This window comes from Paraburkholderia sp. MM5477-R1 (assembly GCF_050436385.1).
GTDB classification, from domain to species: Bacteria; Pseudomonadota; Gammaproteobacteria; order Burkholderiales; family Burkholderiaceae; genus Paraburkholderia; species Paraburkholderia tuberum.
This window is the reverse complement of the sequence record NZ_JBNDMC010000003.1, coordinates 1,347,317-1,361,480: the sequence shown is the minus strand read 5'-3', so window position 1 is coordinate 1,361,480 and position 14,164 is coordinate 1,347,317. Positions and strand designations below refer to the sequence as shown.

8 protein-coding genes are annotated in these 14,164 nt (G+C 65.0%); 2 read left to right on the top strand and 6 right to left on the bottom strand.

What is annotated here, in order from left to right:
- Positions 1-81: 81 nt before the first annotated feature.
- Positions 82-4,020, bottom strand: a complete 3,939-nt coding sequence (gene putA / locus OKW35_RS09540) for a trifunctional transcriptional regulator/proline dehydrogenase/L-glutamate gamma-semialdehyde dehydrogenase (protein WP_429551760.1) — start codon at positions 4,018-4,020, stop codon at positions 82-84.
- 323 nt (positions 4,021-4,343) lie between these two features.
- Between putA and OKW35_RS09535 the strand changes: the two genes are divergently transcribed.
- Positions 4,344-4,514 carry a hypothetical protein gene (locus tag OKW35_RS09535; protein ID WP_429335503.1) on the top strand — a complete coding sequence of 57 codons (171 nt, stop codon included), beginning with the start codon at positions 4,344-4,346 and terminating at the stop codon, positions 4,512-4,514.
- 104 nt (positions 4,515-4,618) lie between these two features.
- Here OKW35_RS09535 and OKW35_RS09530 read toward each other — a convergent pair whose 3' ends face one another.
- The 4 genes from OKW35_RS09530 to hemE form a co-directional block, all read right to left on the bottom strand.
- On the bottom strand, positions 4,619-4,792 hold the full coding sequence (locus tag OKW35_RS09530; RefSeq protein WP_429551759.1) for a hypothetical protein: 174 nt from the start codon (positions 4,790-4,792) through the stop codon (positions 4,619-4,621).
- Between the two features lie 109 nt (positions 4,793-4,901).
- Positions 4,902-6,332, bottom strand: a complete 1,431-nt coding sequence (locus tag OKW35_RS09525) for a YeiH family protein (RefSeq protein WP_429551758.1) — start codon at positions 6,330-6,332, stop codon at positions 4,902-4,904.
- A 169-nt stretch (positions 6,333-6,501) separates the two neighbouring features.
- On the bottom strand, positions 6,502-8,739 hold the full coding sequence (locus OKW35_RS09520; RefSeq protein ID WP_429551757.1) for a primosomal protein N': 2,238 nt from the start codon (positions 8,737-8,739) through the stop codon (positions 6,502-6,504).
- Between the two features lie 474 nt (positions 8,740-9,213).
- On the bottom strand, positions 9,214-10,314 hold the full coding sequence (gene hemE, locus OKW35_RS09515; protein WP_184061008.1) for a uroporphyrinogen decarboxylase: 1,101 nt from the start codon (positions 10,312-10,314) through the stop codon (positions 9,214-9,216).
- Between the two features lie 294 nt (positions 10,315-10,608).
- Here hemE and OKW35_RS09510 point away from each other — a divergent pair, with 294 nt between their 5' ends.
- Entirely contained in the window at positions 10,609-11,400 is a 792-nt protein-coding gene (locus OKW35_RS09510) for a transporter substrate-binding domain-containing protein (protein WP_429551756.1), read from the top strand.
- Between the two features lie 814 nt (positions 11,401-12,214).
- Here OKW35_RS09510 and OKW35_RS09505 read toward each other — a convergent pair.
- Positions 12,215-13,945 (bottom strand): AMP-binding protein, encoded by a 1,731-nt coding sequence (locus tag OKW35_RS09505; RefSeq protein WP_429551755.1) that lies wholly within the window; start codon positions 13,943-13,945, stop codon positions 12,215-12,217.
- Between the last annotated feature and the right edge of the window lie 219 nt (positions 13,946-14,164).

Here is a 14,164-nt window from a genome sequence, read left to right as displayed (position 1 = left end):
TCCTTGGTACCAGGTGTGGATGAAGCGGTGTCGGGGTCGCCGTCCCGCTTCCTTTCTATCGAATAAATCGCCGAGGTTCGCTCAACCGATCGTCATCAAATTCGCATTGCCGCCTGCCGCCGCGGTATTCACGCTGACCGAGCGCTCGGTGAGCAGACGCTCGAGCGCATAGTCCTCGTCGCCGCTCGCGAGCGCACGGGCCGCGACGCCCTGCACCGACACGATCGGCCCCGCGCGCTTCGCGACCTCCTTCACGAGCGCGAGCAGCTCATCGCTGTCGCCTTCGAACAGCACGGCGTCGAACGGCGCGTCGGCGCTCTTCTTCACGCTCGCGTGGGCCTTCAGCGACGCCGGCAATTGCGAAACCAATTGTTCACCGGCCGCGCCCTCGAACAACGCACGATTTCCCGTAGCCAGCGCCGCCGCGAACTGCACGCGCGCGCCGCTCGCCGTCGACGCGATACACAGCACCGTGCCGCGCGGGCCCAGCGTGTACGTATTGCGCTCGCCGGTCGGCCCCGACAGTACCGCGGTCGCGCCCGCCGGCACATGCGACAGATAGCCGTCGCAACGCGCGGCAAGCTGCGGCTCGCGCTCGGCGATCAGCCAGTCGCGCAACGCGCTCAGCGCGGCCGCCGGATTGTCGCCCTGTTCTGCCGCCTGCGCCGCCTGCGGTACTTCGACCACCAGCGCCTGCGCGAGCGACTTCGGCAAACCAGCCGGACGCGTTGCGAGCAGACGCTGCAGATATAACGCACCGCCGGCCTTCGGCCCCGTACCCGACAGTCCTTCGCCACCGAACGGTTGCACGCCGACCACCGCGCCGATCACGTTGCGGTTCACGTAGATGTTGCCTACGTGTGCGCGGCTGATCACGTGCGCGATCGTTTCGTCGATGCGCGTGTGGATGCCGAGCGTCAAACCGTAACCCGTCGCGCGAATCTGTTCGAGCAGCTTGTCGAGCTGGCTGCGGCGATAGCGCACCACGTGCAGCACCGGACCGAACACTTCGCGCTTCAGCTCGTCGATGCTGTCGAGCTCGATCAGCGTCGGCGGCACGAAAGTACCCTGCGTCGCGCCCTCCGGCAGCGGCAGTTGCTCGACCTTGCGGCCCTTGTCGCGCATCGCCGCGATGTGGGCGTCGATGCCGCGCTTCGCGTCCAGGTCGATCACCGGGCCGACGTCGGTCGACAGCCGATCCGGGTTGCCGAGCGCGAGCTCGCGCATCGCGCCCGTCAGCATTTCGAGCGTGCGGTCCGCGACATCGTCCTGCAGACAAAGAACGCGCAACGCCGAACACCGTTGACCGGCGGAGTCGAAAGACGACTGCAGCACGTCGGCGACGACCTGCTCGGCGAGCGCCGACGAGTCGACGATCATCGCGTTCTGGCCGCCGGTTTCGGCGATCAGCGGAATCGGCTTGCCATCCGGATCGAGTCGGCCGGACAGCGTCTTGTTGATCAGACGCGCGACTTCGGTCGAGCCGGTAAACATCACCGCACGCGTGCGCGGATCGGCGACCAGCGCGGCTCCGACCGTCTCGCCATTGCCCGGCAGCAGTTGCACCGCGCCCGCCGGCACGCCCGCTTCGCGCAGAATTCGCACCGCCTGAGCTGCGATCAGCGGCGTCTGCTCGGCCGGTTTCGCGAGCACCGTGTTGCCGGCCGCGAGCGCGGCGGCCACCTGGCCCATGAAAATCGCCAGCGGGAAATTCCACGGGCTGATACAGACCACCGGACCGAGCGGCCGATGCGTGTCGTTCGAAAACTCGTCGCGGATCTGCGTCGAGTAGTAGCGCAGGAAGTCGATCGCTTCGCGGATTTCCGCGACCGCGTTGGCGAGCGATTTGCCCGCTTCGCGCACCACGAGGCCCATCAGCGTATGCATCTGCGCTTCGAGCAGATCCGCGGCACGCGCGAGGCAATCCGCGCGCGCCTCGACCGGCGTCGCCTGCCAGATCGGCGCGGCGGCCACCGCATGGCCGAGCGCGGCGCTCACGTGCTCCGCCGTCGCTTCGACGACCGTGCCGACGAGATCACGATGGTCGGCCGGGTTGCGCACGTCGTGCCCGGCGCCGACGGCAATCTGGTTGTCTTCGAGCATCGGCGCGGCGCGCCACGGATGATGCGCGCTCGCGAGCAGCGCCGACGACAGCGACGCGAGCCGATGCTCGTTCGACAGATCGAAGCCCATCGAATTGAGCCGCTCCGCGCCATACAGATTGCGCGGCAGCGGAATGCGCGCGTGCGGCGCGCCGAGCGGCACGATTCTCGACGCTTCCTCGACCGGATCGGCGACCAGCTCCTTGATCGCGACGGATTCGTCGGCGATGCGGTTCACGAACGACGTGTTCGCACCGTTCTCGAGCAGCCGGCGCACGAGGTACGCGAGCAGCGTCTCATGCGTACCGACCGGTGCGTACACGCGGCACGGGCGGTTCAGCTTGTCGCGGCCGGTGACTTCTTCGTAGAGCTGCTCGCCCATGCCGTGCAGGCACTGGAACTCGTACTGGCCGGGGTAGTAGTTGTTGCCTGCGAGCTGATAGATCACCGACAGCGTGTGCGCGTTGTGCGTCGCGAACTGCGGATAGACGGCATCGGGCGCGCCGAGCAGTTTCTTCGCGCAGGCGAGGTACGACACGTCGGTGTAGACCTTGCGCGTGTAGACCGGATAGCCTTCGAGGCCGTCGACCTGCGCGCGCTTGATTTCCGTATCCCAGTACGCGCCCTTCACGAGCCGCACCATGACACGGTGACGGCTGCGGCGCGCCAGATCGATCAGGTAGTCGATCACGAACGGGCAGCGCTTCTGATACGCCTGCACGACGAAGCCGATGCCGTTCCAGCCTTGCAGCTCAGGATCGAAGCACAGCGCTTCGAGCAGGTCGAGCGAGAGTTCGAGGCGGTCGGCTTCTTCGGCGTCGATATTGAGGCCGATGTCGTAGCGGCGCGCGAGGATCGCGAGCGAACGCACGCGCGGCAGCAGCTCGCTCATCGTGCGTTCCTGCTGCGCGCGCGAGTAGCGCGGATGCAGCGCCGACAGCTTGATGGAGATGCCGGGGCCCTCGTAGATGCCGCGGCCGCCCGCGGCCTTGCCGATCGCGTGGATCGCCTGCTCGTACGACGCGTAGTAGCGCTGCGCGTCGGCCTCGGTGGTGGCCGCTTCGCCGAGCATGTCGTATGAATAGCGGAAACCGCGCGCCTCGTACTTGCGGCTGTTCGCGAGCGCTTCGGAAATGTTCTCGCCCGTCACGAACTGCTCGCCCATCAGGCGCATCGCCATGTCGACGCCCTTGCGGATCAGCGGCTCGCCGCCCTTGCCGATCAGGCGCGTGAGCGCCGACGACAGGCTCGTCTCGCTATTGGTCGTCACCAGCTTGCCGGTGATCATCAGGCCCCAGGTCGCCGCGTTGACGAACAGCGACGGCGCCTGGCCGACGTGCGATTTCCAGTCGCCCTTGCTGATCTTGTCGCGGATCAGCGCGTCGCGGGTCGCGCGGTCGGGGATGCGCAGCAGCGCCTCGGCGAGGCACATCAGTGCGACGCCTTCCTGGCTCGACAGCGAAAATTCGTGGATCAGCCCTTCCACGCCGCCGCCCTTGCTCTTCGAGCGCAGCGTTTCGACGAGCTTGCCGGCCATCGCCTGCACGTCGCCGGCGAGGTTGGCCGGCAGACGCGCCTGGCCGAGCAGGAACGGCACGCACTCGGGTTCAGGGCGGCGATACGCGGCGGTGATCGCCGCGCGCAGCACCGACTGCGGTTGCACGTTCTGCGCAAAATCGAGAAACGGATGGGATGCGCCGTCTTCCTCGTTCTCGACCGCCGCGCCGTCGGCGAGATCGGCCGTGCCGGTCGCGCCTGACAGTTCGGGCGGCAACTGGCCGTGCTCGATCTTTTCGAGGTAGGCGAAAATCGCCTGCTTGATCAACCAGTGCGGGGTGCGCTCGAGGCGGGTGGCGGCATCTTTGAGCCGGGAACGCAGGAGGTCGTCGACCTTGACGCCAAGGGTGGTGCTAGCCATGTTTCCTTCTCTGATATCGGGCGCGAGCCTGGCGAAAGACTAAAAGTTGGGCGAATCGTACGCCTCCAAATAAAAAGGTGCAACCAAATCGGCAGGTTGGTTGCACCCCGTCGGAAGCCTTATGGAACATGGGTTTCCGGACGGTGACCGACAGTCGAACCGGGGTGTTTTCGATCGGTACTTTCCCTGGCGTGATTCTTTTTGAAATAAGCCTTATCAAACGACTTCGCGCGCCGATATACAGAAGCACGAAGACGGACGGCCCGAAACGTTGGTTTCAGGGCACGCAGAAAAGATAAACGGGGTTCTCGAGGGTTGGTGTAATGGAAAAGTGGCTGGTAATACTGGGCATCTGGGCGCTGTGCGCGGCCTGTGCGGTGTTTTTCATTCGAGGCGCGACACGGGGCTCGAATCGGCGCGAAGAGGAGCGCAAGCGTGCGAGCGCGGCCTCGCGTGGATCGGCGGGCGATACGCGAAACGCGCTGAACGACTGAGATCAGGAGAGAGCGCGCAACGGCTCATGAAGCCGGATGCGCGCGAATGTGGGGATTCGCGACTGGATTGACGCGGGGATTTGCGCCTGAAGATCGCTGTTGGATCAGCGCGGCCGGAGCGACGGCGCAACCGGCTCGAACCGCGCACAGACATCGCCGGGCGATACCAACTGGTCATGCAGACCACACAGCCGGCTATCGGCGACGCTCGCGCCGAACCCTGAACTGAACACGGCCAGCCCTGGGATACGCTGCTCGAGCGCATCCCGTTCGCTCACGCGATGCCGGCATGCGGCGCAGCAGGGCGCGTCCGCCGCGCAGCTGCGCTCTACGGCGCCTACGTATGGCGCAGCGCCGGCGCCACGATCCATCGGAATCTTCACGGCGTTATCCGAGGCTGTTCCAGTACGACGCGAACACGTGTGCGGACAGCGCGTAACCGATCGCGATATTGACCACCACGCCCGCCGTGAACGCGAGGAACGGCTTCAGACCGGTCGCGGCAAGCGAGCGCAAGCGCGTCGTCAGACCGATGCTCAGGAAGCAGAAGGTGAACGCCCACGTGCGCAGCACCGTGATCGGCGCGACGAACTCCGGCGTGACGACCTTACGGTAATCGGCGAGTGAATAATGGCTCGCGATCCACGTGACCAACGCCGACGCGATCACGAAGCCGATCACGAACTTGGGGAAACGCGCCCAGATCTCACCGGCATTCGCGCGCGCGGCGACGCCGCTGTCCTGCGCTTCCCAGCGCGTCGTCGCGACGATTGCGAGCACGAACGCCCAGATGCCGATCCAGATGTCGCGGCCGACCACCTTCATCAGCGTGAAGGCCTGCAACGACGCTTCCGGCGCGCCGGCGATCGCGCCGCCTGCGTGGCGCGCGAAATCGCCGTAGGCCTGGGCGGCGGCGATGCCCGCGGCGTCGGCGAATTCGGAGGTGCCGATCCAGGCGCCGGCGACGGCCGTCGGCAGTCCGAGCGAGCGCGCCGCGAACGGCAGCACGAAGATCATCACGATCGCCCACAGCACGACCAGCGTGATCGCGACCGACGCCTGCTCGCGTTTCGCCCGTACCGCGCCGGCAATCGCGATCGCCGCCGACACGCCGCACACCGCGCCGCCGACACCGAGCACGGCGGCAAAGCGTCGATCGAGTCCGAATGCTCGCGCAACGAGAAAGATCACGAAGAACGTCATCAATGACACGATGCTCGCCTGGACGACCGCGACCGGACCGGCCCACACGAGCAGCGTGAACGGCAGCGTCGCGCCGAGCAGCACGATACCGACCTTGATGTAAAACTCGACGCGCAGCCCGGCCGCGAGCCACTCCGGCAGCGTGAACAGGTTCGACACGAGCAGCCCGAGCGCGAGCGCGACGAGCGGCGGCTCGAGGTTGTACCTAGACGCGTCGACCCATGCGCCGAGCGTCAGAATCAGCGCGGAAGCGACGAACACCACGACGAACGCGGCGAGAAACGCGCCGACGCGCTGCCGGAGCAGGGCGACGCTCGCGCCGAACAGCACCGCGAATGTCGCGAATAGCGCGAAGTAGTTGGGTAGATGCTTGCCGATGTCCTGCGCGGCCTGCGCGACGCTCGACCATTTGGCCGGCGCGACCGCGAGCCACTTGATGCTGCTGCCCGACGCGAACAGCGCCCACGCGATCACGATCACGAGCAGGCCGACACCCGCGGCGAGCCAGTCTTCGGTCAGCGAAAAGCCGCTGCCTCGTGCGGTTTGCGCGTCTTGTGTACCTTGCCGCTGCCCCGGCGAGGCGCCCTCCGGCACGGTGTGATGGGTGTCGCTCATTGCAGATGCCCCGCGAAAGTTGACTGGCATCGGCGCGAAGTTATTGTCGTTTAGCCCCAAAATGCGCCGATTTGGCGACTATAGGCGAGCGGGATCGCAAAGCGAAACGATCATTCGCTCTATGGATATGACTCAAAGAAGTATGGCGGGCGTCATCTGGCCCGTGGCGTCAGATGTCGAGCGGATCGACTTCGAGGTTCCAGCGCAGCACGCCCTTGAGCGCGCGCAACATTGGCTGCCACGCGCGCAGCGTAGCCTGCAGCGCCGCGCGCGATGCGCTTTCGATCAGCAGTTGCGCGCGATGCACGTGCATCACCTTGACGATCGTGAGCGGCACTGCGTCGTAGACGGTGACGCGCCCGGCGGCAGGAATCCGCGCAAGTTCGGCGGCGGCCTGCTGCAGAAACGCGAGCGCCGCTTCGAGCGTGCGGCCTTCGGCGCGCAACAGCGCCTGGTAGACGAACGGCGGCAGGTGCGCGTCGCGTCGCTCGGCGAGCGTCGCATTGGCGAAGCCGACGTAGTCATGACGGCACAGCGCGTGATACAGCGCGTGACGCGGATAGCGCGTCTGCACCAGCACTTCGCCCGGCAGACCGGCGCGGCCCGCGCGGCCGCTCACCTGCATCAGCTGCGCGAACAGGCGCTCGCTCGCGCGGAAATCATGCGAAAACAGCGCGGTATCGGCGTTCAGCACGCCAACCAGTGACACGCGCTGGAAATCGTGTCCCTTCGCGATCATCTGCGTGCCGACCAGAATATCGACCTCACCCGCGTGCACGTCCGAGAACAACGCCTGCGCGCTGCCCTTGCGGCGCGTGCTGTCGGCGTCGATACGCAGCACACGGGCGCCCGGCACCGCGCTCGCAAGCGTTTCCTCGACGCGCTGCGTGCCGCGCCCGAGCGGTGCGATATCGACGTTGCCGCACTCCGGGCACGAACGCGGGATACGAGACTCCCAGCCGCAGTGATGGCAGCGCAGCGCGCGCTCGGGCTTGTGCAGCACGACGTAGGCGCTGCAGCGCGGACAACCGGCCACCCAGCCGCACGCGTCGCAGGCGAGTTGCGGCGCGTAGCCACGGCGGTTGAGGAACACGAGGCTCTGCTCGCCGCGTTCGAGCCGCGCCTTTATCGCGGCGATCAACGGGCCCGACAAACCTTCGATCGATGCCCGCCCGCGCCGGCGCTCGTCTTCGAGATCGATGAGACGCACGCTCGGCAGTGCGGCCTCGGCGACGGCGCGGCGCGACAGCGTGAGCCGCTCGTAGCGGCCCTGATCTGCCTGCCACCAGCTCTCGAGCGACGGCGTCGCCGAGCCAAGCACGACCGGCACGCCGAGTTGCTTCGCCCGATAGATCGCGAGATCGCGCGCCGAATAGCGCAAGCCTTCCTGCTGCTTGTAGGCCGGATCGTGCTCCTCGTCGACGACGATGATCGCCAGCCGCGGCAGCGACGCGAGCACCGCGAGCCGCGTGCCGAGCACGATGCGCGCGCGGCCGGTGTGCGCGGCGAACCAGTTGCGGGCGCGCTCGCCTTCGGCGAGGCCGCTATGCAGCGTGACGATCGCGCTGGCGTCGAGCGCGGCGAAGCGGGCGCGGAACGCCGCCTCGAACTGCGGCGTCAGGTTGATTTCCGGTACCAGCACGAGCGCTTGCGCATCGGGCTTGCCGGCCAGAATCGCGGCGAGCGCGCGCAGATACACCTCGGTCTTGCCGCTGCCCGTCACCCCGTGCAGCAGGAACGGCGCGAAGCCGTGGGCGTCGCGGATCGCTTCGACGGCACTCGCCTGTTCGTCGGTGAGGGTTGGCAGGGCAGGCGCGGGCATGTTCGGCAGCGACGCGGCGGCGGGCACCGTGGCGGCGTCGATCACATCGAGCGTGACCCAGCCTGCCGTCTGCCATGTGTCGAGTGTCGCCAGCGCCTTCGGATGCAGCGCGCGGGCGTGGGCAGCGAGGAGGAAGTCGGCTCGAGCGAGCGCTTGCGCGAGCGCTCGGAGCGCGGTCGCGCGGGCCGGCAAGGCGTCAGGCAATACCGTGCGGCCCTCGGCCGTCAACCGATAGCGCTCTTCCGGCGCGAACAGCCGCGACCAGCGCGACGCGTCGCGCAGCGCCTGCGGCAGCCCCGGCAGCGCCACTTCGCCGAGACCGCGCTGATAGTAGTCCGCGGCGAATGCGGCGAGCGCGAGCCAATGTGTCGACACCGGCGGACACGCCGTGCAGACCTGATCCACATCACGCAGGCGCTCGGCCGGCACGTCGCTGTGAGCGGTCACTTCGCAAACGAGCCCCACCACGTGCCGCTTGCCAAACGGAACGTTGACGAGCGTGCCTACGACAGCCGCCCCGGAGATGTCGCAGCGGTAGTCGAACAGGGTCGGCAGCGGATGGTCGAGCGCGACGCGGACGAACATTTCGTTCACTCGGCGTGGCGCTGAGGATGAGCCGGCAAGAGGCCAACTCGCGGCGCGGGGTGGGTCGCACGGAACGCGAAGCCGTAGAAGTTAAAGTAAAACCTTAATTTCACCGCTAAGTTTTGGATTCGACTGAACAATTGCGCTCGGCTCGCGGCCCTGTGGATAACTTTGTTGAGAACTTCGCTTCGACGGGCCGCAAACGGCGCCGCGACGGCCTTGTGTGGGATTCCGCACATTTCATCACGCGCCCCGCAAACCCTTGCCCGGCAAGGCTCAGATCAAATGCGCCGAGTATGTGCAAGGGTCGGGGCACGATTAAAGTCTCTACCGCGCCGCAGCGTGCGAAGTGTGCATAAGTCAGCTCTTGACTTTCGTAAGACCACCATCTGGCGGCGTATTCGCGGAGCTGCGGTCCTTAGGGCGAGAGCCCAATTCGCTGCGGTGCAACAAGAAACGGTAATGATTACACACTCACGCGGGCGTATGTGCGCCACTACGAATAGCGCGACTGTGACGATGCACTTCGTCGACCAGTTCAGCAACATGCTCTGGCGGCGTGAACTGTGAAATGCCGTGACCCAGATTGAAAACGTGGCCGGGATGGTTACCGAAACTGTCGAGCACCGCGCGCGCTTCCATGCGGATCGCGGCAGGCGGCGCAAACAACACCGACGGATCGATGTTGCCCTGAAGCGCCACCTTGCCACCGACACGTTCGCGCGCCTTGCCGAGGTTCACGGTCCAGTCGAGGCCCACCGCGTCGACGCCGCTCGCGGCGATGTCGTCGAGCCACAAGCCGCCCCCCTTCGTGAACGCGATTACGGGCACTTTTTCGCCGTCGTGTTCGCGCTTCAGCTGGCTGACCACCTGCTCGATGTAGCGCAGCGAAAAGCGCTGATAGATGCCATCGGCGAGCGCTCCGCCCCATGTGTCGAAAATCATCACCGCTTGCGCGCCGGCTTCGATCTGCGCGTTCAGATATGCCGCGACCGAGCGCGCGTTGACCTCGAGAATCCGCTGCAGCAGATCGGGACGCGCGTACAGCATCGATTTGACGGTGCGAAAGTCCGCCGAGCCGCTGCCTTCCACCATGTAGCACGCGAGCGTCCACGGGCTGCCTGAGAAGCCGATCAGAGGCACGCGCTGGCGGCCTTGCGCGTCCTTCAGCGCCGAGCGGATTTCACGCACGGCGTCGGTCACGTAGCGCAGTGTCGCGTCGATGTCGGGCACCGCCAGGCGCGCGACGTCGTCTTCGGTGCGCACCGGACGGGCAAATCTCGGCCCTTCGCCGTTGACGAACTCGAGACCGAGGCCCATCGCGTCGGGCACGGTCAGGATGTCGGAGAACAGGATCGCGGCGTCGAGCGGATAGCGATCGAGGGGCTGCAAGGTGACTTCCGTCGCGAAAGCCGGGTTCTTCGCGAGACCGAGGAAACTGCCCGCGCGGCCGCGCGTGGCGTTGTATTCCGGCAGATAGCGGCCTGCCTGCCGCATCAGCCAGATCGGCGTGTAGTCGGTGGGCTGGCGCAGCAGCGCGCGCAGAAAAGTGTCGTTCAGGAGTTGATGGGCCACGTTGCGTGCGACTGAAGAGCTGAGGGCAAAGGAGCATTTTACCGGAGGCGGCTCCGGACATCGTGCGTCGCGGGGTAATGAATGTGGCGACGGCGCGTCGTGGGAAGCGGGCGGGAAGCAGCTCGGACGCACCTCGATCAGCTACCGCCCGCCACTGCCCGCACGGGTCAGGGTCGATGTCCTTCGCTGCCCGGGTCGCCCTGGCTGAACGGCCGATGTTCAAGCCCGCGCTGCCAAGCTACTATCCAACAGCTTTACCGATGAACTGCACACTACACACCGCCAGGAGACTCGATGAAGAAGGCAGCACTCGCAATGCTCGGCGCGCTCGCCGGCGTCCTGATGCACGTCGGCGTAGCCAGCGCGCAAAACGCCGCGCCCGCGCCGTCCAGGCTCGACGACATCATCAGCCGCGGCACGCTGCGCGCTTGCACGACCGGCGACTACAAGCCGTATTCGTTCTACAGGGGCGATGGCCAGTTCGAGGGCATCGATATCGACATGGCTGAATCGCTCGCGAAGTCGCTCGGCGTGAAGGTCGAGTTCGTCAAGACGTCGTGGTCGAACCTGATGAACGACTTCGTCGCAAAGTGCGACATCGGCATTGGCGGTGTGTCGCCGACGCTCGAGCGCCAGAAGCATGCGTTCTTCACTCAGGCTTACATGATCGACGGCAAAACGCCGATCGTCCGTTGCGACGACGTCAACAAATATCAGACGGTCGCGCAGATCGATCAACCGTCCACACGAGTGATCGTCAATCCGGGGGGCACCAACGAGAAGTTCGCGAAGCAATACTTCACGCACGCAAACGTGACCGTTTATCCGGACAACGTGACGATCTTCAACCAGATCCTCGCGGGCAAGGCGGACGTGATGGTGACGGATGCGTCGGAAACGCTGCTGCAGCAGAAACTCAATCCCGGCCTCTGCTCGGTGCATCCGGACAAGCCGTTCCAGTACGGCGAGAAGGCATGGTTGCTACCGCGCGGGGATGTCGCGTTCCAGCAATACGTCGATCAGTGGCTGCATCTCGCTCGAGCGACCGGCGAGTATCAGGCTATCTCGGACAAGTGGTTGAAGTAAGCCGACCGTGTCCGTTGGAGGCCGTCAGTTGCTGACTGATTGCGAGGGCGGCCTGCGCAGGCCTGGAAATTTGGTGCCGGCGATGATGTAACGAAGGGCGACGTCGTCGGGTCGTATAACTGTCCGGGTCAGGTCCAAGGTGCAGCGATGCGCCCCTTTCCAATACGCTGCACAAGCGGATTTGCTTTGCTGCATTGCATCACAGGTTTTTCATCGAATTGCGATGTATTTCGGGGCAGGGTACCAGCGCTGGTACCGCAGGAAATTCGTCGCTCGAACGCTGCAGACGCAACCATTTCACGCTGATTAGTGACCCAATTTCTGCTGCACCAGGCGTCATGAATGGCATCAATCATGCGTATCAAATTGCGGCGTAGTCATCGGTAATAACTACGTTTTAAAGGTTTCATTTTGGCAATAAATCCCGCAGCGCCTTATCTGGCGGGCGTTACAACCTGAAACACTTTGTTACCGCGTTCATAGGGTAATTCGCCCACAATGCCCTCAACGGTTTCAACACGGATGTGGCTGTGTGCGTGGTGTGAGCGGATACGATGCACTTGCCGGTCGGCGCTTGCCGAAGCCCTGTAAAGGGGCATCCCTGCTGGGGCCGTCATCGACGCAGGGGCGTCGTGATAACCGTCCCATCTTTGGTCTCCTCGCGCTAACCCCGTAGCGTGTGGTTTTTAGCGGGCTCCAGGCCCGCTTTTTTTTCGCCTGCTCAAACGTTTGCGCGCGACGAATCCTCGCCGCGCAACTCCTGTTCTACCGTACCTATTTGGCATATTTGGCTGCGCAGCGTGCTGCGGCGGCGTCATGCCGTCTTATCCTCTCTGAGTTTCAACTCGCCGATCATCCGTTCGCGCATCACGAATTTTTGCACCTTGCCGGTCACGGTCATCGGCAGTTCATCGACGAAGCGGATATATCGCGGCACCTTGTAGTGCGCAATCTGTCCCTGGCAGAACTGCTGGATTTCTTCTGCCGTCGCCTGTTCGCCGGTCCGCAGCACGATCCACGCGCATACTTCTTCGCCATACCTGGTATCGGGCACGCCGAACACCTGCACGCTCTGGATCTTCGGGTGACGGAACAGAAACTCCTCGATCTCGCGCGGATAGATGTTTTCGCCGCCGCGAATCAGCATGTCCTTCAGCCGGCCAACGATGTTGCAATAGCCTTCGGCGTCGAGCGTCGCGAGGTCGCCCGTGTGCATCCAGCCGTCGACGATACTCTCGTGCGTCTTCGCGTCGTCCCCCCAGTAACCGAGCATCACCGAGTAGCCGCGCGTGCATAGCTCGCCCGTTTCGCCGACCGGCACGATATTGCCGAGCGGATCAACGATTTTCACTTCGAGATGCGGCTGGATGCGACCGACTGTCGTCGTACGCTTGTCGAGCGGATCGGTCGTCGAGCTCTGGAACGAGACTGGGCTGGTTTCCGTCATGCCGTAGGCGATCGTGATCTCGCTCAGGTGCATCTTCGAGACGACCTTCTTCATCGTCTCGATCGGGCACGGCGAGCCCGCCATGATGCCGGTGCGCAGCCGCGAGAAGTCGTACGAGGCGAAGCTCGGATGGTCGAGTTCTGCGATGAACATCGTCGGGACGCCGTGCAGCGCGGTGCATTTTTCCTCCGCCGTCGCGGTGAGTGTCGCGGCCGGATCGAAGCCCTCGCCCGGAAACACCATGTTCGCCCCGACCGACACGCACGCGAGCACCGCCAGCACCATCCCGAAGCAGTGGTACAGCGGCACTGGAATGCACAGGCCGTCCTGCTCGCTGAGCCGCATCGCCATCGCGATATAGCGCGCGTTGTTCACGACGTTGCGATGCGTCAGCGTCGCGCCCTTCGGATTGCCCGTCGTGCCGCTCGTGAACTGGATGTTGATCGGCTCCCGGCACGACAGCGTCGCGCCGATCGCATCGAGCCGAGTGGCGTCGAACGACGCACGGCCACGCTCGATCGCGTCGGAAAAGCTCAGCATGCCTGGGGTCTCCGTGTCGCACATGCGGATCACGTAGCGCAGTTCCGGCAGCCGCGCGGCATGCAGTTCGCCCGGCGGCTGCGTCGCCAATTCGGGCGCGAGTTCCTGCAGCATCTCGAGGTACATCGACGTCTTGAAGCGCTCGGCGGTGACGATCGCCTTGCAACCGGCCTTGTTCAGCGCGTATTCGAGCTCCGCGAGCCGGTAGGCAGGATTGATGTTGACGAGGATCGCGCCGATACGCGCGGTCGCGAACTGCGTCAGCAGCCACTCGACGCGGTTCGGCGACCAGATGCCGACGCGATCGCCCTTCGCGATGCCGAGTGCAAGCAGCCCGGACGCAAGCACATCCACTTCCTGCGCGAATTCGCTCCACGTCCAGCGGATGCGCTGCTCCCGAAACACCACGGCCGGCCGGTCGGGAAAGCGCGCCGCGGTGTCGCGCAGAAGCTCGCCGACGGTCGCTTCGCTCAACGGATTTTCGGTCGACCCGCGCACATACGACAGTCCATCCGCAGGTTCGATGAGCGCACCTTCTCCCGAGCTATGCGTTGCCATGGTGTTGTCTCCGTGAGCGCAAGCGCGCTCGATTGAAATGAATTTGAAATCGATTGTGCACCGGCGCGTATCCGGCCGGCATCAAGTCTTACCCGCACCGCGTCGCATCGACCGCGGCGAGCGGCGACCGTCCGTTTCTCCAACCTCGTGGATTTTGCCGACCTTTACGTAAACGTCAACTAGCTATCAAAAAAAAGCAGCCGCGCAGGCTGCTTTCTT

What these genes read in the sequence shown, in the direction of transcription:
- putA (WP_429551760.1), bottom strand. Translation starts at nt 4,020, where the DNA reads ATGGCTAGCACCACCCTTGGCGTCAAGGTCGACGACCTCCTGCGTTCC.
- OKW35_RS09535 (WP_429335503.1), top strand. Translation starts at nt 4,344, where the DNA reads ATGGAAAAGTGGCTGGTAATACTGGGCATCTGGGCGCTGTGCGCGGCC.
- OKW35_RS09525 (WP_429551758.1), bottom strand. Translation starts at nt 6,332, where the DNA reads ATGAGCGACACCCATCACACCGTGCCGGAGGGCGCCTCGCCGGGGCAG.
- OKW35_RS09520 (WP_429551757.1), bottom strand. Translation starts at nt 8,739, where the DNA reads ATGTTCGTCCGCGTCGCGCTCGACCATCCGCTGCCGACCCTGTTCGAC.
- OKW35_RS09510 (WP_429551756.1), top strand. Translation starts at nt 10,609, where the DNA reads ATGAAGAAGGCAGCACTCGCAATGCTCGGCGCGCTCGCCGGCGTCCTG.
- OKW35_RS09505 (WP_429551755.1), bottom strand. Translation starts at nt 13,945, where the DNA reads ATGGCAACGCATAGCTCGGGAGAAGGTGCGCTCATCGAACCTGCGGAT.